Source organism: Mycolicibacterium madagascariense (assembly GCF_010729665.1).
GTDB lineage: Bacteria > Actinomycetota > Actinomycetes > Mycobacteriales > Mycobacteriaceae > Mycobacterium > Mycobacterium madagascariense.
Genome location: NZ_AP022610.1, coordinates 5,013,098 through 5,031,554 on the forward strand (window position 1 = coordinate 5,013,098; position 18,457 = coordinate 5,031,554).

General features: G+C 69.5%; 18 protein-coding genes. 7 read left to right on the forward strand and 11 right to left on the reverse strand.

Features of this window, described 5'->3' with window-relative positions:
- Nucleotides 1-115 precede the first annotated feature (115 nt).
- Nucleotides 116-721, forward strand: a complete 606-nt coding sequence (locus G6N60_RS23735; protein WP_246240985.1) for a hypothetical protein — start codon at nt 116-118, stop codon at nt 719-721.
- Between the two features lie 4 nt (nt 722-725).
- Here the strand turns inward: G6N60_RS23735 and G6N60_RS23740 are convergent, their stop codons facing one another.
- Nucleotides 726-1,256, reverse strand: a complete 531-nt coding sequence (locus G6N60_RS23740; protein WP_163741839.1) for a gamma carbonic anhydrase family protein — start codon at nt 1,254-1,256, stop codon at nt 726-728.
- Nucleotides 1,257-1,356: 100 nt separating this feature from the next.
- On the opposite strand from G6N60_RS23740, the gene G6N60_RS23745 reads away from it, so the two are divergent.
- Entirely contained in the window at nt 1,357-2,520 is a 1,164-nt protein-coding gene (locus G6N60_RS23745; RefSeq protein WP_163741841.1) for a 3-ketosteroid-9-alpha-monooxygenase, oxygenase component, read from the forward strand.
- Between the two features lie 95 nt (nt 2,521-2,615).
- A complete protein-coding gene (locus G6N60_RS23750) occupies nt 2,616-3,026 on the forward strand; it encodes a hypothetical protein (protein ID WP_179969814.1) in 411 nt (136 codons plus the stop codon).
- A 9-nt stretch (nt 3,027-3,035) separates the two neighbouring features.
- On the opposite strand, the gene G6N60_RS23755 is transcribed toward G6N60_RS23750, so the two are convergent.
- The 3 genes from G6N60_RS23755 to G6N60_RS23765 are packed head-to-tail and all read right to left on the reverse strand — an operon-like array spanning nt 3,036 to nt 6,108.
- Complete coding sequence (locus G6N60_RS23755; protein WP_163741843.1) at nt 3,036-4,184, reverse strand: sulfotransferase family protein; 1,149 nt, start codon at nt 4,182-4,184, stop codon at nt 3,036-3,038.
- Nucleotides 4,181-4,963: an SDR family oxidoreductase gene (locus G6N60_RS23760; protein WP_163744458.1), complete on the reverse strand. Its 783-nt coding sequence runs from the start codon at nt 4,961-4,963 to the stop codon at nt 4,181-4,183. Before G6N60_RS23760 ends, G6N60_RS23755 begins: the two co-directional genes overlap by 4 nt.
- A 2-nt stretch (nt 4,964-4,965) precedes the next feature.
- A complete protein-coding gene (locus G6N60_RS23765; RefSeq protein ID WP_163741845.1) occupies nt 4,966-6,108 on the reverse strand; it encodes a hypothetical protein in 1,143 nt (380 codons plus the stop codon).
- Nucleotides 6,109-6,219: 111 nt separating this feature from the next.
- On the opposite strand from G6N60_RS23765, the gene G6N60_RS23770 reads away from it, so the two are divergent.
- On the forward strand, nt 6,220-7,092 hold the full coding sequence (locus G6N60_RS23770) for an IclR family transcriptional regulator (RefSeq protein WP_163741847.1): 873 nt from the start codon (nt 6,220-6,222) through the stop codon (nt 7,090-7,092).
- Nucleotides 7,093-7,114: 22 nt separating this feature from the next.
- Nucleotides 7,115-7,912 (forward strand): transporter substrate-binding domain-containing protein, encoded by a 798-nt coding sequence (locus tag G6N60_RS23775; protein ID WP_246240987.1) that lies wholly within the window; start codon nt 7,115-7,117, stop codon nt 7,910-7,912.
- Here the strand turns inward: G6N60_RS23775 and G6N60_RS23780 are convergent.
- From G6N60_RS23780 to G6N60_RS23810, 7 genes are all read right to left on the reverse strand, one after another.
- Nucleotides 7,909-10,035 carry a RecQ family ATP-dependent DNA helicase gene (locus G6N60_RS23780; protein ID WP_246240991.1) on the reverse strand — a complete coding sequence of 709 codons (2,127 nt, stop codon included), beginning with the start codon at nt 10,033-10,035 and terminating at the stop codon, nt 7,909-7,911. The two genes, G6N60_RS23775 and G6N60_RS23780, sit on opposite strands and share 4 nt — an antisense overlap.
- Nucleotides 10,032-11,213 carry a serine hydrolase domain-containing protein gene (locus G6N60_RS23785; protein ID WP_197746961.1) on the reverse strand — a complete coding sequence of 394 codons (1,182 nt, stop codon included), beginning with the start codon at nt 11,211-11,213 and terminating at the stop codon, nt 10,032-10,034. The genes G6N60_RS23780 and G6N60_RS23785 overlap by 4 nt, the downstream gene beginning before the upstream one ends.
- 19 nt (nt 11,214-11,232) lie before the next feature.
- Nucleotides 11,233-11,952, reverse strand: coding sequence for a TIGR03943 family putative permease subunit (locus G6N60_RS23790; RefSeq protein ID WP_163741851.1), 720 nt, complete (start codon nt 11,950-11,952; stop codon nt 11,233-11,235).
- Nucleotides 11,949-12,965 (reverse strand): permease, encoded by a 1,017-nt coding sequence (locus tag G6N60_RS23795; protein ID WP_163741853.1) that lies wholly within the window; start codon nt 12,963-12,965, stop codon nt 11,949-11,951. Before G6N60_RS23795 ends, G6N60_RS23790 begins: the two co-directional genes overlap by 4 nt.
- A gap of 87 nt (nt 12,966-13,052) precedes the next feature.
- Entirely contained in the window at nt 13,053-14,102 is a 1,050-nt protein-coding gene (gene dmpG, locus G6N60_RS23800) for a 4-hydroxy-2-oxovalerate aldolase (RefSeq protein ID WP_163741856.1), read from the reverse strand.
- Nucleotides 14,099-15,019: an acetaldehyde dehydrogenase (acetylating) gene (locus G6N60_RS23805; protein WP_163741858.1), complete on the reverse strand. Its 921-nt coding sequence runs from the start codon at nt 15,017-15,019 to the stop codon at nt 14,099-14,101. Before G6N60_RS23805 ends, dmpG begins: the two co-directional genes overlap by 4 nt.
- A 9-nt stretch (nt 15,020-15,028) precedes the next feature.
- The gene (locus tag G6N60_RS23810; RefSeq protein ID WP_163741860.1) at nt 15,029-15,814 is read right to left on the reverse strand and encodes a 2-keto-4-pentenoate hydratase; all 786 of its coding nucleotides are present in this window, start codon (nt 15,812-15,814) and stop codon (nt 15,029-15,031) included.
- 71 nt (nt 15,815-15,885) lie between these two features.
- Here G6N60_RS23810 and kstD point away from each other — a divergent pair, with 71 nt between their 5' ends.
- Both kstD and G6N60_RS23820 read left to right on the forward strand, forming a co-directional pair.
- Nucleotides 15,886-17,595, forward strand: coding sequence for a 3-oxosteroid 1-dehydrogenase (kstD, locus tag G6N60_RS23815; RefSeq protein WP_163741862.1), 1,710 nt, complete (start codon nt 15,886-15,888; stop codon nt 17,593-17,595).
- Between the two features lies 1 nt (nt 17,596).
- A complete protein-coding gene (locus G6N60_RS23820) occupies nt 17,597-18,457 on the forward strand; it encodes an enoyl-CoA hydratase ChsH3 (protein WP_163741864.1) in 861 nt (286 codons plus the stop codon).

Sequence of the window (18,457 nt, forward strand, 5' to 3'; positions counted from 1 at the left end):
CCATGAACCGGGCGGCGTAGCGTCGAGGCACATGTCGTGCCAAACCCGTTACCGCTACCGCCCTTTCACCAGGTCGTCACTGCGGTCACCGTTGCCTCGATACCTGTTCGCCGCCGTGAGCGCGCTGCTCGCGATTGCTCTCGGCGGATGCGCGCCGCCCGGCGGGGGCACCACCGCCAGCACCTCGCACAGCGCCGCGCCGACGTTGCCGACGATCCCCTTCACCTCCACGACCACCTCCACGACCGCGGCGCCGCAGCCGGTCGACTACCGCCGTCTCCTGCTCAGCGCCGCCGACCTGACCGATGCCGAGGACACGTTCACCGAGCAGTCGAGCAACGCGAATCCCAATGGCTCGCCGGGCGCCAGTGCGTTCTTCGTCAACGCCAAGGACAGCCGGGCCATCGTCGACACCTTCCTGGTCTACCCGGACGCGGCCACGGCGGCGGCGACGCTGACGCAGGCCGCCGGCACGCTGCCCACCCTGGTGAAGGGCGGCACGCCCAAGCCGCTGCCGGTGGGGACCGACGGGGTCATCGTCTCGGGCGCCCACCCGACCGAGGACAAGGCCGTCACCCTGATCTTCTTCGCCGAGGGCAAGGCCCTGGTCCGACTGGAGTTCCAGAGTGCGACCGGCGACCCCACGAAGGAGGGCCGCGCCACGGCGGTGGCCAAGATGCAGGACATCGCGCTGCGCGCCGGGCTCGCCGGCCCCGAGTAGCGGCTCAGCCCTCGACGGGCACCAGCCCGTCGGCGTAGCGTCGGGCGAGGTCCTGGTAGGCGCCGGGGTTGACGTTGACCCACATCTCCGCGCCGGTGCCCGCGATGGGTCCGCGCACCTTCGCCGGGGCACCCGTGACGAACACCTCGTCGGGGATCTTGGTGCCGCCGGTGACGAGCGAGTGCGCGGCCACCAGGCTGCGGCGCCCGATCACGGCGCCGTCGAGCACCGTCGCGTGGTTGGCGATGACGGCCTCCTGACCGACGTGGACGCCGTGGATGACGCAGCCGTGGGCGATGGTCGCACCGGGGCCGACGTCGACGGGGATGCCGGGAGGGGCGTGCAGGACGCAGCAGTCCTGCACGTTGGCGCCCTCGCGGACGATGATGGGGGCGAAGTCGGCTCGCAGCACGGCGTTGAACCACACCGAGGCGCCCGCCTCGACGTGCACGTCACCGACCAGCGTGGCCGTCGGAGCGACGAAGGCGGAGGGGTCGACGACGGGCGATCTGCCCTCGAACGCGTACAGCGGCATCGTCTAGGTATACCGCAGCTGAGAGACCTGACATTGCGCGCCAAGGGAGAAAAACTGTAACGTGTTCTAGTTAGAGAGCCGAGCAACGGGAGGCCCCACCGTGAGTACCGAAACCGCAGGCGTGCGCGAGATCGACACCGGCGCGCTGCCGGACCGCTACGCCAGGGGCTGGCACTGCCTCGGCCCGGTTGCGGACTACCGCGACGGGAAGCCGCATTCCGTGCAGATCTTCGGCACCAAGCTGGTGGTCTTCGCCGACTCGCAGGGCGAGGTCAAGATCCTCGACGGCTACTGCAGGCACATGGGTGGCGACCTGTCCCAGGGCACCATCAAGGGCGACGAGGTCGCCTGCCCGTTCCACGACTGGCGCTGGGGCGGTGACGGCAAGTGCAAACTGGTCCCCTACGCCAAGCGGACACCGCGCCTGGCCCGCACCCGGGCCTGGACCACCGACGTCCGCAGCGGACTGCTCTTCGTGTGGCACGACCACGAGGGCAACCCGCCGCCGGCGGAGGTGCGCATCCCCGAGCTGCCGGAGTTCGACAGCGACGACTGGACGCAATGGCGCTGGAACTCGATCCTCATCGAGGGCGCCAACTGCCGCGAGATCATCGACAACGTCACCGACATGGCGCACTTCTTCTACATCCACTTCGGCCTGCCGACCTACTTCAAGAACGTCTTCGAGGGCCACGTCGCCTCGCAGTACCTCCACAACGTGGGCCGTCCCGACGTCAACGACCTCGGCACCGCCTACGGCGACGCGCACCTGGACTCGGAGGCGTCGTACTTCGGCCCGTCCTTCATGATCAACTGGCTGCACAACAACTACGGCGGCTTCAAGGCCGAGTCGATCCTCATCAACTGCCACTACCCGGTGACACAGGATTCGTTCGTGCTGCAGTGGGGCGTGATGGTCGAGAAGCCCAAGGGCATGGACGAGAAGATGTCCGACAAGCTCTCCAAGGCGTTCACCGAGGGCGTCAGCAAGGGCTTCCTGCAGGACGTCGAGATCTGGAAGCACAAGACCCGCATCGACAATCCACTGCTGGTCGAGGAGGACGGCGCGGTCTACCAGATGCGCCGCTGGTATCAGCAGTTCTACGTCGACGTCGCCGACGTCACGCCGGACATGACCGACCGCTTCGAGATCGAGGTCGACACCTCGGCGGCCAACGAGAAGTGGAACGTCGAGGTGCAGGAGAATCTGCGGGTGGCCGAGAATCTGCGCCAGCAGGAGGCCGAGGAGCAGCCCGCCACATGACCTCGGCGCCCGACGGTGGTCCAATTGTCGGCTCCGCCGACGGTGACGCAGTCGGCTCCACCGACGGTGATCCGGTCGATCAGCTGGCGCGCTCGATGCTCAACCTGCTCGGTCACGACGACGACGAACCCGCCGTCGACACCGGGCGCGGGGGCGGAACATGGTCCAAGGCACCAGATTTCGCGGCCGACCCCGAGCGGGCGGCGGCGGTCAGGGAGGCGTCGGCCCGGGATCGGGAACGCTACCTCACCGCCGGGCTGACGCCGGTCGACTGCCGCTTCTGCCACGTCACCGTCGCCGTCAAGAAGCTCGGCCCGGAACACACTGCGGTGCAGTGGAGTTCGGAGGCCACGCAGCGCTGCGCGACGTTCGCAGACGTGCGTGCCGAAGGCGGGGACACCAGTCGCTGTCGGTCCTGCCCCAAACTCGTCGACAGCATCAGGCACGCCGTCGCCGAGGGTTGCCTGGAAGAGGAGTCGACGGCCCCCTCCCCCGGCGACGGCTGAGCGACCCGGTCACAGACCGGCGAAGCGTTCCCTGACCTGTTCGTCGGTCAGCCCGTAGTCCGCGAGCGAGTAGGTGTGCTTGGGCGCGCGCGGACCCTGGCGGCTCTCCGCGTGGCTCGCGACCATGGCCGCACGGGCATCGTCGGTGAACTCGATGCCGAACGTGTCGTACACGTCGGCGACCACCGCGATGGGATCCTTGACGAGTTCGAAGTAGTCGAGGTCGTAGAAGTGCGACGAATCATGTTTGGCCCGTTCGGCATTGAACAACTCCAGCCCGCGCGACCACGTCTCGAGTGAATCCTGGCCGATGACCTCGCCGGTGAAGACGTTCGACCAGCCCTCCGTGGTGTGCTGCGCCAGTGAGCACATCGACGCCATGATGGTCTCGGCAGGGCGGTGGCACTGCACCACCAGCGCGTCGGGGTAGGTCGCGAACAGCGCGTCGAGGGCGAACAGGTGGCTGGGGTTCTTCAGCACCCAGCGCTTGTCGACGTCGTTCAGACCGATCAGTTGCAGGTTACGGCGATGGCGCGCATAGGGTTTGGTCCAGTCCCGCTGCGCCAGCCACCGCGAGTACGTCGGAATGTGCGCCAGGGTCTCATAGGACACCGAGTGCAGCGACTGGCGCAGCAGCTGCCAGCATTCCTCGACCTCGTCGGCGGTCATGTAGTGCAGGCCGGTGTAGTCCGGATTCTCCGCGTGCGCCTTGGCGTACTGCGCGTCGAGCTGCTGGAACGCCGGGTTCTGCGACCACGCCTCGCGCGGCGGACGCGGCTGCGGGAACTCCGCCAGCCAGAGCTCGAGTCCCTGATGCCTCGGGTCGGCCGTCAGCAGCCGGTGGATCGCCGTGGTGCCGGTGCGCGGCAGACCGGTCACGAAGATCGGCCGCTCGATCGGCACGTCGACGTGCTCCGGGTACTGCTTGAACGCCGCCTCCGAGACCAGCCGGGCCACCAGCGCATTGCGCACGAAGAACCGCTGCATCTTGCTGCCGAACTCGGTGAGATCGGCGTCGCGCCGGAACGATTCGAGCAGGACGCCGAGCGCCTCGCGGTAACCGTCGTCGTCGGAGCCGAAGTCGTCGAGCCCGCAGGCCTTCACGGCCGAGGCGTGCAGATCGTCGACGGTGCCCGGATCGGTGCGGATGGGACTCACGCCTTGTACTCCCCGCAGTTCACGTCGAGCGCCTGGCCCGTGATTCCGGTGGCCAGATCGCTGGCCATGAACAGGATCGCGGAGGCCACCTCGTCCTCGGTGGGCAGCCGCTTCAGATCGCTGTTGACGGCCGCGGCCCGGTAGATCTCGTCCACCGACGTGCCGTACTTGCCCGCCTGGTGTTCGAAGTAGCTCTGCAGCGTGCCGCCCCAGATGTAACCGGGCAGAACGGAATTGACGCGGATGCCCTGCTCGCCCAGCTCGGTCGCCAGCGACTGGGACATCGCCAGCAGCGCCGACTTGGCCATCTTGTACGCCCCGTACTTGGCCTGCGAGTGGCGCACGACCATCGAGTTCACGTTGACGATCGACCCGTTCGCCTCGGCCAGCGCCGGCGTGAAGCCCTGGATCATCCGCAGGGCGCCGAACACCGTCAGCTCGATGGCGTCGCGCATGTGCTCGAAGGTGGTGTTGGCCAGCGGCCGCATCGAGGGCACCCGAAAGGCGTTGTTGATCAGGACGTCCACGCGGCCGTACGCCGACAGCGTCTCCTCGACGAGGTGGTCGACCTCGGCATCGTCGGTAATGTCCGTACCCACCGACACCGCGCGCCGTCCGAGGTCGGCGATCTGCTTGGCGACGTCCTCCAGGCGCTCGACGGTGCGCGCCGCCAGCACCAGATCGGCGCCCTCCTGCGCACAGCGCCGCGCCAGCGTCGTGCCCAGCGCAGGACCGACCCCACTGATCACGACGACTTTGTCCTGCAGCAGTCCGGCCATGGTCAACCCACCATCCTCTCGCCAATCAGCTTCTGCCGCAACGCTATCCGTGCGCGCCAGTCGTCGTCGGAGATCTTGTTGGCGTCGTAGTACGGCAGGGCGCCGGCCACCTCGTCGACGCCGACCAGCTGCACCGTCGGGCCGTCGGCCGGACCCATCTCGCGCGACACGCGCTGCCAGCGGAACTGGAGGAAGCCCCGGCGGTGGCCGAGCGTCTCGACCCAGTTGGTGACGCCGGGGTTCTGGTCGGACACCACGATCCGGATCTTCCCATCCGGATCCACCTGCGCCTGTGTGCCGTTCAGGGACGTCTGGTGGTTGATGTAGTCCAGCGAGATGTACCAGAGGCTGCCGAGCTGGAACCCGAGATAGGGCGCGTCGGTCGCGGGCAGCACGAGGACGAGCGCCTGGTCCTCGGCGAGATCGAACTGACCGACCGAGGAGTACTGGGTGGCCAGTCCGCCCGGCGTCAGGCGGGGCGGCACCATCGTGTTGGGCGGGCTGTCCTGATAGAACCACTGCGGGAACTGCAGCCACGTCTTGACCCGCTGGACGAGCTGCTTGCCCGCGACCGCGTAGCGCTTCTCGATCTGCTCGCGGGTCAGCGGTGGGGGTGCCGTGCCCGCGGTGTCGGTGCGTGCGATGGCGAAGGTGCCGCGCTGCGCGGACCAGTCGTTGTAGACCTCGCGAATCACCAACTGCGCGGGCGTCTTCGGCATGAATCGCCATTCGAAGGTGCCGTCGGCGGTGATGTCGAGCTGGCGGTCGTCGAACGCGGTCTCGCTGTCGGGCACGTTGTCGTCGGTGTACTCGCCGCCGAGCAGTTGGAAGCTGACGTCGGTCGTGGTGCCGCGGCGCCCCGTCACGACGTACTCGTGGCCGGGCTGCACGCGCGTCCCGAAGTACATCGTGTCGGGGTTGTCGAGGCCCATCTTCGTGAACGGACCCGTACCGCTGTGCAGGAAGGGGTGGTCGCGGTCGTAGTCGAAGGCGACGTGCGTGCAGGCGGCGATGCAGCCGGCCAGATACTGCAACCCCTCGAGCAGGTCGGCTTCGGTCTCGATGAACGGCGCTGCGGCGACGAGGCTCTCGGCTTCGGCGATGGCGTCGGCCAGCGGTTGCGACGTGCGAGCTGATGGGTGCATGACGGCGGCGTCCTCTGCATTTCCGCACTGGTCCAATATTGGACCGAGCTGGTAGATTCTTCTGCTCGACAGTAGAACGTGTTCTAATTCGAGTCAACGGGCGGGGTGAGCATGGCGGACCGGACGTCGCCCCCGACCGAGCGCGTCGTCGCGATCCTCGACTTCCTGGCACGCCACCCGCACGACCGCTTCGGGCTCTCCGAGCTCGCCCGGCGACTGGCGTTGAGCAAGCCGACCTGCCTCGGCATCCTGACCACGCTGACCGACTCCGGCTACCTGGTCTGCGACGGCGTCGACAAGCGCTATCGGCTTGGCCCGCAACTGATCTCGCTCGGGCACACCGCCCAGGAGTCCATGCGCGTCGACCCGAGCGCGCGCGAGGAGCTGCGGCGCCTGTCGGCCGCCTTCGACACCACCGCCGCCCTCTCGGCGGTGATCGACGACCGCATCACGCTCCTGGAGTTGGTCGGACCCTCCGACGTCGGTGTCCGCGTGGGGCAGAGCTATCCGTTCGCTCCGCCGGTCGGATTGATGTTCGTGCTGTGGGACGACCACGCGTTGCGCGACTGGCTCGCCAAGGAGCCGACGATCCCCCTGCGCACCGACTCCCACCGACTCGATCACGTGATCACCGAATGCCGCCGCAGCGGCTACCTCGTCGAACGGCTGACCCCGGGTGGGCGCCGGCTCTACGCCCTCATGGCGGGCATGTCGGACACGCTCCCCCAGGAACTGCAGGCGCTGCTGGGGGAGATGGTCTCCGACATCGGCGAGCGGGTGTACCTGCCCGGCGCGGGCGGCGCCCGGCAGCGGACCGACATCAGCGTCGTCTCGGCGCCGGTGTTCGACCACCACCACCGGCAGGCGATGGTGGTGTCCCTGCGGATCGGGCGCGCGGTCACCGACGTGGAGATCGGCAGGCTGGCGCGTGGCGTGGTGGACACCGCCGAGGTCCTGACCCGACGGCTCAGCGGTGCCCGCTAGACGGGCATGCGACCCTGGTCCGGTGCCGTCGCGTGCGCTCCTCGCCAGCCTGCTGACGCTGCTCACCATGGCCACGTCGGCGTGCCAGGCGCCACCCGCCGCGCCGGCGCAGGGGTCCGACCTCGACCGCATCGTCGGGGCGAAGGTGGTGCGGGTCTGCAGCACCGGCGACTACCGCCCCTTCACCTACCGCGATCCGCAGGGCCGGTGGAGCGGCCTGGACGTCGACCTCGCCCACGATCTCGCCACCCGCCTCGGCGTGCGACTCGACCTGGTGCCCACCACGTGGTCGTCGCTGATGCGCGACCTCGACGACCACTGCGACCTGGCGATGGGCGGCATCACCATCACCCTCGACCGGGCGAAGAAGGCCCGGTTCTCCACGCCCTACCTGCGCGACGGCAAGGCCGCCGCGGTGCGCTGCGCCGACGCCGCCAGGTACCGGTCACTGGCCGACGTCGACCGCACCGAGGTGCGGGTCGTCGTGAACCCCGGCGGGACCAACGCCGACTTCGACCACGCCACCCTGAAGAACGCGACGATCGTCGAGTACCCGGACAACGACACGATCTTCGAGCAGCTCGTCCAGGGCCGCGCCGACGTCATGATCACCGACGCCAGCGAAGTCCGTTGGCAGACGGCGCGCAACCCGCTGCTGTGCGGCGTCGCCGTCGACCACCCGTTCACGTTCTCGCAGAAGGCCTATCTCGTGCCGCGCGCCGACGTGATGCTCCAGCAGTGGATCGACCAGTGGCTGAACCTGATCACCAACGACGGCACCTTCGCGGCCGTGAGCCAACGGTGGTTGGGCACCGGCTAACTGGTGCTCGCGAGCGCGAACGGCAGCACGTCGGGCGCGCCGGCGGCACGCACCACGCGCGCCGCCATCGTCAGCGTCCACCCGGTGTCGGTCATGTCGTCGACGAGGAGCACCGGCCCGCCCGCGGCGCCGATGACCGACGCATCGGGCGGCTGCCACGAATCCTGCAGCGCCGCAACGCGATACGCCGAGTTGGCGGCCGTCACCGGACGGCGTTCCGGTGCGTACCGCAGGACCCCGAGGTCGGTGAGCCTGCCCAGCCTGGCGAGTTCGGAGGCCAGTGAGGAGATCAGCAGCGGGTGCCGGTCGGAGTCCATCGCGAGCACGGCGGTGGGCCGCGTCGTCCACCCCCAGGACGCCAGCACCGCGACCGCGGCCTTGACGACGTCCTCGCTCGCCGGCGCATCGGGCGCGTCGAGCAGGGCGCGCAACCGCGCACCCCAGCCGAGGTCGGTGAGCCGCCCGATCACTCGACCCGGGGCGGGACCGTCGCCGATCTTCCCGCTGAGCTGCACGCCGAGCTTGGCCAGGCCGGACGGCCACTGCTTGCGCGGGCTGATCTCGACGCCGGGGCGCATCAGCCGCTGCCGGGTCTCCTCGGCCGACGACGGATCGACCGCGGCGTCGTAGCGGTTGCCGGTGCAGTTGTCGCAACGCCCGCAGCGTTCGTCGGCCCCGAGTTCTGGATCGTCGAGCTGGCGCCGCAGGAACGCCATCCGGCAACCGTCGGTCGCCTGGTAGTCGAGCATGGCCTGCTGCTCGCGCCGGCGCGCCTCGTCGAGCTTGCGGTAGCGCGCCTCGTCGTACTCCCACGGCTCGCCGGTCGCCACCCAGCCGCCCTTGACGCGACGGACCGCGCCGTCGACGTCGAGCACCTTGAGGACCATCTCCAGCCGCGTCCGGCCCAGGTCCACCAGCGGCTCCAGCGCGGGCGTCGACTGCGGACGGTCGCGCTCGAGAGCGCCGATCACGTTGCGCACCATGGCTTCCGAGGGAAATGCCACCGACGAGAAGTAGCGCCACACGTCCTGGTCCTCGCGACCGGGCAGCAGCACCACCTCGGCGCTGTCGGTCGAGCGCCCGGCCCGGCCGACCTGCTGGTAGTACGCGATGGGCGACGACGGTGCGCCGAGATGGACGACGAAGCCGAGGTCGGGTTTGTCGAAGCCCATGCCGAGCGCCGACGTGGCGATGAGCGCCTTGACGCGATTGGCCAGTAGATCGCCCTCCAGCTGCTCGCGCTCGCTGGTCTCGGTGGCGCCGGTATAGGCCGCGACCGCGTGCCCCCGATCCCGCAGCAGCGTGGCGACGTCGTTCGCCTGCGCCACCGTCAGCGTGTAGACGATGCCCGAGCCAGGTAGCGAATCCAGGTGTGCGGCAAGCCAAGCCGCACGCTGAGCAGGGTTGCCCGCCGTGACCACCGACAGCCGTAGCGATTCGCGGTCGAGCCCTCCGCGCAGGACCAGCGTGTCCTTCCCGCCGACGCCGAGCTGGCTGGCCACGTCCTCCACCACGCGGTCGTTGGCGGTCGCAGTGGTGGCCAGCACCGGGACGTCGGAACCGAGATCGGCCAGCAGCGTGCGGATCCGGCGGTAGTCGGGCCGGAAGTCGTGCCCCCAGTCCGACACGCAGTGCGCCTCGTCGACGACGACGAGTCCGGCGTCCTGCGCCAGCGCGGGCAGTACCTGATCGCGAAAGTCCGGATTGTTCAAGCGTTCCGGGCTGACCAGCAGCACGTCGAGCTCGCCGCCGCGGACGCGGTCGTGGATCTCACTCCAGTCGGCGACGTTGCTCGAGTTGATGGTCGCGGCATGGACGCCGGCCCGGTCGGCGGCGGCCACCTGGTTGCGCATGAGCGCCAGCAGCGGCGAGACGATGACCGTCGGCCCGAAGCCCGCGGCCCGCAGCAGCTTGGCGGCGATGAAGTACACCGCCGACTTGCCCCAGCCGGTACGCTGCACGACGAGCGCGCGACGGCGCTGGACGACGAGCGCCTCGATCGCGACCCACTGGTCGTCGCGCAGGACGGCGTGCGGTCCGGCGAGCTGTTCGAGGATGGTCTGCGCGTCCGCGCGGATCACGGGCGCGCGCAGCGACGGGAACGGGTGGGGGTCATCACTCAATCATGCAGGCAGCGCCGCAGGGCGGCCGTCAGGTGGTTCGCGCGCTGATCGCGCAGCGCGATCAGGTTGTTGACGTAGCCGAAGCCGGTCTGGCTGTCGGCGTCGGCGAAGCCGAGGCTGCCGCTGGCGCCGTCGTGCCCGAACGACGAGTCCGAGATCAGCGGCCGGAACGGGATGCCGTTGATGAGGAACCCCGTCGAGAAGCGACTGCCCGGCGCGTTGACCGCGCCCCGCCAGCCGGGCCCCGCCGACCGCACGGTGAGCGCGTCGGCGATCGACGCCCCGCTCAGCAGCGGGCCCGCGCCGACGGAGGACACTGCGGCGCCGTAGATGGCCGCCAGCGCGCGGGCGTCGACGATGGCGTTGGCCGCGGGAATCTGCGCGGCGTGGACGGCGGGGGTGTTGAAGTCGCCGTCGCACCCGTCGATCAGCGAGAACGGGAACGCCGAGCCCATCGTGACGGCCCGCACCGCGGCGGCCCGGCCGGTCCGTCGCAGGACGGTCGAGAAGACCCGGTAGCCCGCGCGCAGCGCCCTCGAACGCGGCGCATGCATCCGAGCTACCCGGTGCTCCTGCTCGGCCGGCAGCCCGATCCACGCATTGGCTCCGGTCGGCCCGGCCAGGTAGTCGGCGACCAGGGCGCTGGGCATCAGCCCCGTGGCGCGGCGCAGGATCTCGCCGGTGAGCCAGCCGTAGGTCAGCGCGTGGTAGGCGTACGTGGTGCCGGGCGACCACAGTGGCCGCTGCGCCTCGATGGCGCGGATCACCGGCTCCCACGCCAGCACCTCGGCGAGGGACAGGTCGGCGTCGAGTGCCAGCAGCCCGGCGCGGTGGGCGAAGACGTCGCGAATCACGATGTCGCCCTTGCCCTGTGCGGCGAATTCCGGCCACACCGAGGCGACGGGCGCGTCGAAGTCGAGCAGCCCGCGCTCACTGGCCAGATACCCGCAGAGCGCCATCAGGCCCTTGGAGACGGAGAACCCGATGGTGACGGTGTCGGCGGTCCACGGTCGTCGGGTGACGGCGTCGGCGATGCCGCCGTGCAGATCGACCACCAGCCGCCCGCGGTGGTAGACCGCGCACGCCGCGCCCATCTCGGTGCCGCGGCGGAAGTTGTCGGCGAAGGCATCGGCGACCGGTCCGAAGCCCTCGTCGGCAAAGCCTGGGAAAGCGTTCACCGCCGCCATCCAAGCATGCTCAGTACGCGTAGGTGTTCGCCGGCTTGTCGATGCTGGTGACGTCGGTGACGGTCATGGTGGGGATGAAGCCGTCGTCGGAATGCGACGAGCCGGGCACGATCTGACCCTTGATGCGCAGCCAGCTGTCATCGGCGTGCCCCGCCGCCGCGGCCGCGCCGGGTCCGGTCAGGTGCACGCGGGCCAGTTGGGCGTCGGCGGCGCAGCAGACGATGACGACCCGGCCCAGGTCGATGCCGTTGGGCCGGTGCAGCGTGAATCCGGTGAGCGTGATCGACCGTCCCACCAGCGAATTGGTGGAGTCCGCGGCGGCGCGCATCACCACCTCGGGCAGTGACACCGTCGGGGCGTCCCCCGCAGGCAGGGGCGGGAAGGCGCGACGGTGCGGCTGGCTGATGGCGGGCGCCGCGCTGGCGCCGTTGGCACCCAGCGCCGGCGGCACCACGAACGCCACCATGGCGATCGGCACCAGCAGCAACCAGCCCAGCCACGTCCGATGCCGATGGCCGTGTCCGTCGTCCGCGTCCTGGTGTTCGTGGTGGGCGTTGCGCAGGTCGGTGACGATGGCCACCAGCCCCAGCGCGATGAGTCCCGCCGCAGCCGCCGCCAACCACGGCAGCAGCATCGGCCTGACGTAGTTCAGGTAGGTGCCCTTCACCAGCATCACCGCGGTCGCGAGCCCGATCAGCAGTAGGACCAGGTTCTGGGCGCCGCGGCTCATCCGGCACCGCCGAGGACGGCCAGCCCGACCAGCGTGCCGACGACCGTCGCCACGACGAACGTGGCCGGGCCGAAACGCAGGGCGAAGCGGCGCCCGAACATCCCCGCCTGCATCGCGCAGAGCTTGACGTCGACCGCGGGCCCGACGACCAGGAACACCAGTCGTGGGATCAGCGGGACCATCGTCAGGCTGGCGACGACGAACGCGTCGGCCTCCGAGCACAGCGCCAACACGACGGCCAGCAGGGCCATCGACACGACGCCGACGACGAGGTTGCCCGCGAGGTGTTCGAACACCCACGCCGGCACCAGGACGTGCAGCGCCGCGGCCGCCGCCGCACCCACCACCAGGTAGGAGGCGGCGGTGAGGAAGTCATGGCGGGCCGCCTCGTTGAACACCGTCCACCGCGACGCGCCGTCGGGTACCTCGTCGGGCAGGGTGCGGGTCACCCATTCGGGCCGGCCGAACCGTGACCACAGCAACCCCATGACGACCGCCGTGGTCAGTGACGCTACGCACCGGGCCAGCACGATGAGCGGCTGCCCGGGGAACGCGACGGCGGTGGCGATGAGGACGACCGGGTTGATCGCGGGCGCCGAGAGCATGAACGTCAGGGCCGCGGCGCCGTTGGTCCCCGGCCCGAACAGCCGGCGGGCGATGGGGACCGAACCGCACTCGCAGCCGGGCAGCGCGGCGCCGCCGACCCCGGCGACCACCACCGCGAATGCGGGACGGCCCGGCAGCCAGCCCGCCAGGCGCTCGGCGCTGACGAACGCCGCGATGAGGCCGCTGACGAGGACCCCGAGCACCAGGAACGGCAGCGCCTGGACGAACACGCCGCAGAACACCGTCGCAGCCGTGCTGAGGTTCGGGCTACCCGCGACGTACGCGCTGACCGTGCCGGCGGACACCGCGAGCGCGATGAGGCCCAGCAACAACACCTCGAGCGAACCGACCCGTCGCTTGGTGTTGGCCGGTCGGGTGGGGACCGGTCGAGTGGGGGCCGAAGTCACGCGCCCATCTTGCCCCTCGTTTCTGGCTCGAGGCTGAATCTCGCGACGCCGTGGCGCCCGGAGCGTCGTGAGATGCAGCCTCGGCGGCTAGGCCGGGGCCGCTGCGTCCTGCTCGCGCTTGATCTCCAGCGCGATGTCGATGAGCTGGTCCTCCTGGCCGCCGATGAGCTTGCGCTGACCCGCGCGGTGCAGCAGCTGATGGGCCGGTACGCCGTAGCGGTCGGCCTGGCGGATCGCGTGCTTGAGGAAGCTGGAGTACACCCCCGAGTAGCCCATGACCAGTGCGTTGCGGTCCAGCAGGCATTCGGCGGGCATCGCCGGGCGCACGACGTCCTCGGCGGCGTCGGCGATCTCGAAGAAGTCGATGCCGGTCTTGACGCCGATCTTGTCGAACACCCCGATCATCGCCTCCACCGGCGCGTTGCCCGCGCCGGCGCCGAACCGGCGGGTGCTGCCGTCGATCTGCTTGGCGCCCGCCCGCACCGCCTCGACCGAATTCGCCACGCCCAGGCCGAGGTTCTCGTGCCCGTGAAAGCCGACCTGCGCGTCGTCACCGAGTTCGGCGACCAGCGCCGCGACGCGGTCGGCCACGCCCTCGAGCACCAGCGCGCCCGCCGAATCCACGACGTACACGCACTGACACCCGGCGTCGGCCATGATGCGGGCCTGCGCGGCCAGCTTCTCCGGGCTGATGGTGTGGGCCATCATCAGGAACCCGACGGTCTCCAGACCCAGCTCGCGCGCCAGCCCGAAGTGCTGGATCGACACGTCGGCCTCGGTGCAGTGCGTCGCGATGCGGCAGATCGAACCGCCGTTCTGCTGGGCCTCCTTGATGTCCTCCTTGGTGCCCAGACCGGGCAGCATCAGGAAGGCGATCTTGGATTCGGTCGCCGTCTCGGCGGCCAGCTTGATGAGCTCCTGCTCGGGGGTCTTGGAGAACCCGTAGTTGAAGCTCGACCCGCCCAGCCCGTCGCCGTGGGTGACCTCGATGACCGGAACCCCGGCGGCATCGAGTGCCGCGACGATCGAGCGCACCTCGTCCTTGGTGAACTGGTGGCGCTTGTGGTGGGACCCGTCGCGCAGCGAGGTGTCGGTCATCCGGACGTCCCAGATGGGGTTGAAGTAGACGTCGCTCATGCGTGGGCACCTCCGGCAGTGGCGGCGAGCGATTCCTTGGCGATCTCCTCGCCGACCTTCGTCGCCGCGGCGGTCATGATGTCGAGGTTGCCCGCGTACGGCGGCAGATAGTCACCCGCCCCCTCGACTTCGACGAAGACCGTGACGACGGCCTGGCCGCCCGAGTGCACCGACGGCGGATCGAACTGCGGATCGTTCAGCAGGCGGTAGCCCGGCACGTAGGTCTGCACCTCGGCGGCCACCTCCTTGATCGACGCGGTGATGGCGTCCTGGTCGGCGTCCTCGGGGATCGCGCAGAAGATGGTGTCGCGCATGATCATTGGCGGCTCGGCCGGGTTGAGGATGATGATCGCCTTGCCCCGCCGCGCACCGCCGATGTGCTGAACGCCTGCGCTGGTGGTCTTGGTGAACTCGTCGATGTTGGCCCGCGTGCCCGGCCCCGCCGACGCACTCGACACCGAGGCCACGATCTCCGCATACGGCACGTCCACGACGCGACTGACCGCGTAGACCATCGGAATGGTCGCCTGCCCGCCGCAGGTGACCATGTTGACGTTGGGCGCGTCGAGATGGGCGCGCAGATTGGCCGGCGGGATCACCCCGGGACCGACGGCGGCCGGGGTCAGGTCGATGGCGCGGATGCCCGCCTCCTCGTAGCGCGGCGCGGCGTCACGGTGCACGTAGGCGCTGGTGGCCTCGAAGACCAGATCGGGTTTCTCGTCCTGGGCGAGCAACCAGTCCACGCCCTCGTGGGAGGTCTCCAGCCCGAGCTTGCGGGCGCGGGCCAGGCCTTCGCTCTGCGGGTCGATGCCGATCATCCAGCGCGGTTCCAGCCATTCCGAGCGCAGCAACTTGTAGAGCAGGTCGGTGCTGATGTTGCCGGACCCTACGATCGCGACGGATGTCTTGTCGGGCATGTGCACTCCCTATTCGAAGGAAAGACGGACTGAACCTAGCCCGTCGAACTCGGCTACGAAATCGTCACCGGGACGGGCATCTATCGCACGCGTGCACGATCCGGGCAGCACGATGTCCCCGGCCCGCAACCGCACCCCGAACTGGTCGACCTTGCGCGCCAGCCACGCCACCGCGGTGACGGGGTTGCCCAGCACGGCGTCGCTGCGGCCCTGCGCGACGACCTCGCCGTTGCGGGTCAGCGTCGCCCCGATGCCCTTGATGTCGACGTCCTTGGGCGACACCCGCTCCTTGCCCAGCACCCACCCCGCCGAGGACGCGTTGTCGGCGATCGTGTCGCACAGCTTGATCTTCCAGTCGGTGATCCTGGTGTCGATCAACTCGATCGACGGCGCGAACGCCGCCGTCGCGGCCAGCACGTCGTCCTCGGTGCAGCCCTCCCCGGGCAGGTCGTCGGCGAGGATGAACCCCACCTCGACCTCCACCCGCGGATACAGGAACCGGCCCGCCGCGACGGGGACGTCCTCGAAGACCTCCATCTCGTCGAGCAGGTGACCGTAGTCCGGCTCGTCGACGTTCATCATCTTCTGCATGGCCTCCGAGGAGAGCCCGACCTTGTGGCCGACGACCCGGGCGCCCTCGGCCACCCGCTGGCGGATGTTGATCAGCTGGATCTCATAGGCGTCGACCACGTCGATGTCGGCGTAACCGTCGGTCAGCGGCGTCGTCGGCGCCTTGCTGCGTTCGGCTTCGGCAAGTTGCGCAGCCAACTCGTCTCGCACATCAACGGACAACATCGGTGAAGTCCCCTCGTCTCGTCGACCGGCACAGTTGTGGGTCAGCCGGGCAATTCTATAACGTGTTCTACATGACTCAGCAGGAGTATGACGTCGTCGTGGTCGGCAGCGGCGCCGCCGGCATGGTGGCGGCGCTGACCGCGGCCCATCAGGGACTCTCGACAGTAGTCGTCGAAAAGGCTCCACACTATGGAGGATCGACGGCCCGTTCCGGCGGCGGCGTGTGGATTCCGAACAACGAAGTCCTCAAGCGCGCCAAGGTGAAGGACACCGCCGACGCGGCCCGCACCTACCTCCACACCATCATCGGCGACGTCGTGCCCCCGGAGAAGATCGACACCTATCTCGAGCGCGGCCCGGAGATGCTGTCGTTCGTGCTGAAGCACTCGCCGCTCAAGCTCTGCTGGGTGCCGGGCTACTCCGACTACTACCCGGAGGCGGCGGGAGGAAAGCCGACGGGCCGCTCGGTGGAGCCCAAGCCGTTCGACGCCAAGAAGCTGGGCCCCGACCTGCCCGGCCTCGAGCCGCCGTACGGCAAGGTGCCGATGAACATGGTCGTGATGCAGCAGGACTACGTGCGGCTCAACCAGCTCAAGCGCCATCCGCGCGGCGTGCTGCGCAGCCTCAAGGTCGGCATCCGCGCGACGTGGGGCAAGGTCACCGGCAAGAACCTGGTCGGCATGGGCCGTGCGCTCATCGCACCCATGCGCATCGGGCTCCAAGAGGCCGGTGTGCCAGTGCTTCTCAACACCGCTCTGACCGACCTGTACGTCGAGGACGGCGTCGTCCGCGGCGTCTACGTCCGCGACACCACCGCGCCGGAATCCGACGAACCACGGCTCATCAAGGCCCGCCGCGGCGTCATCCTCGGCAGTGGCGGCTTCGAGCACAACGAGCAGATGCGGGTGAAGTACCAGCGCGCGCCGATCACCACCGAGTGGACGGTCGGCGCGGTGGCCAACACCGGTGACGGCATCCTGGCCGCCGAAAAGCTCGGTGCCGCACTGGAAGTCATGGAGGACTCCTGGTGGGGGCCGACGGTCCCGCTCGTCGGCGCGCCGTGGTTCGCACTGTCCGAGCGCAACTCCCCCGGATCGATCATCGTCAACACCAGCGGCAAGCGGTTCATGAACGAGTCGATGCCCTACGTCGAGGCCTGCCACTGGATGTACGGCGGCGAGTTCGGCCAGGGCGAGGGGCCCGGTGAGAACGTGCCCTCCTGGCTGATCTTCGACCAGCAGTACCGCGACCGCTACATCTTCGCGGGTCTGCAACCGGGACAACGCATTCCGAAGAAGTGGCTGGAGTCCGGCGTCGTGCAGAAGGCCGACACCCTGGAGGAGCTGGCCGAGCAGACCGGCCTGCCCATCGGAGAGTTCAAGGACACCGTCGAACGGTTCAACGGGTTCGCCCGCTCGGGGGTCGACGAGGACTTCCACCGCGGCGAGAGCGCGTATGACCGTTACTACGGCGACCCGACGAACAAGCCCAACCCCAACCTCGGCGAGATCAGCCACGGACCGTTCTACGCGGCCAAGCTGGTGCCCGGCGACCTCGGCACCAAGGGCGGCGTGCGCACCGACGTGCACGGCAGGGCGCTGCGCGACGACGGTTCGATCATCGAGGGGCTCTACGCCGCGGGCAACGTCAGCTCACCGGTGATGGGGCACACCTATCCCGGCCCGGGCGGGACGATCGGGCCCGCCATGACGTTCGGGTACCTGGCGGCCCTGCACCTGGCCGAAGCGGCGGCGACCTCCCGTTCCGGCTCGGGGTCCTGACGTGCCGATCAACCTCGACGAGGCCATCGGCGCCGAGCTCCCCGCGGTCGAATTCTCCTGGAGCAGTAGCGACGTCCAGCTCTACCACCTCGGCCTCGGGGCGGGCGCCGACCCGCTCGATCAGCGCGAGCTGCGCTACCTGGTCGACGACACCCCGCAGGTGCTGCCGACGTTCGGCAACGTCGCGCAGAGCTTCCACATGACGTCCGCGCCGACGGTGAAGTTTCCCGGCATCGACATCGAACTGTCGCGGGTATTGCACGCCAGCGAGGCCATCACCGTCCCGGGCCCCATCCCCCCGTCGGGCACCGGACGGGCCGTCACGCGCTTCACCGACATCTGGGACAAGGGCAAGGCCGCGGTCATCTGGTCGGAGACCACGGTCACCACACCGGAGGGCGACCCGCTGTGGACGCAGAAGCGGTCCATCTTCGCCCGCGGCGAGGGTGGCTTCGGCGGCGAGCGGGGCCCCTCGACGTCGGCGGAGCCGCCGGACCGCGCGCCCGACGTCGAACTGTCCATCCCGACGCTGCCCCAGCAGGCGCTGCTGTACCGGTTGTGCGGGGACCGCAACCCGTTGCACTCCGATCCCGAATTCGCCGCTGCCGCAGGCTTTCCCACGCCCATCCTGCACGGGCTGTGCACCTACGGCATCGGGGCCAAGGCGCTCGTCGACGAATTCCTCGACGGCGACGTGACCCGCGTCAGCTCCTACGGGGCGCGCTTCGCGGGGGTGCTGTTCCCCGGTGAGACCCTGACGGCGCGCGTCTGGAAGGACGGCGGCACGCTGGTCGCCGTGCTTACGGCGCCGGACCGCGACGACGCCGTGGTGCTCTCGGGCGTGGAACTCGTGTCGACGTAG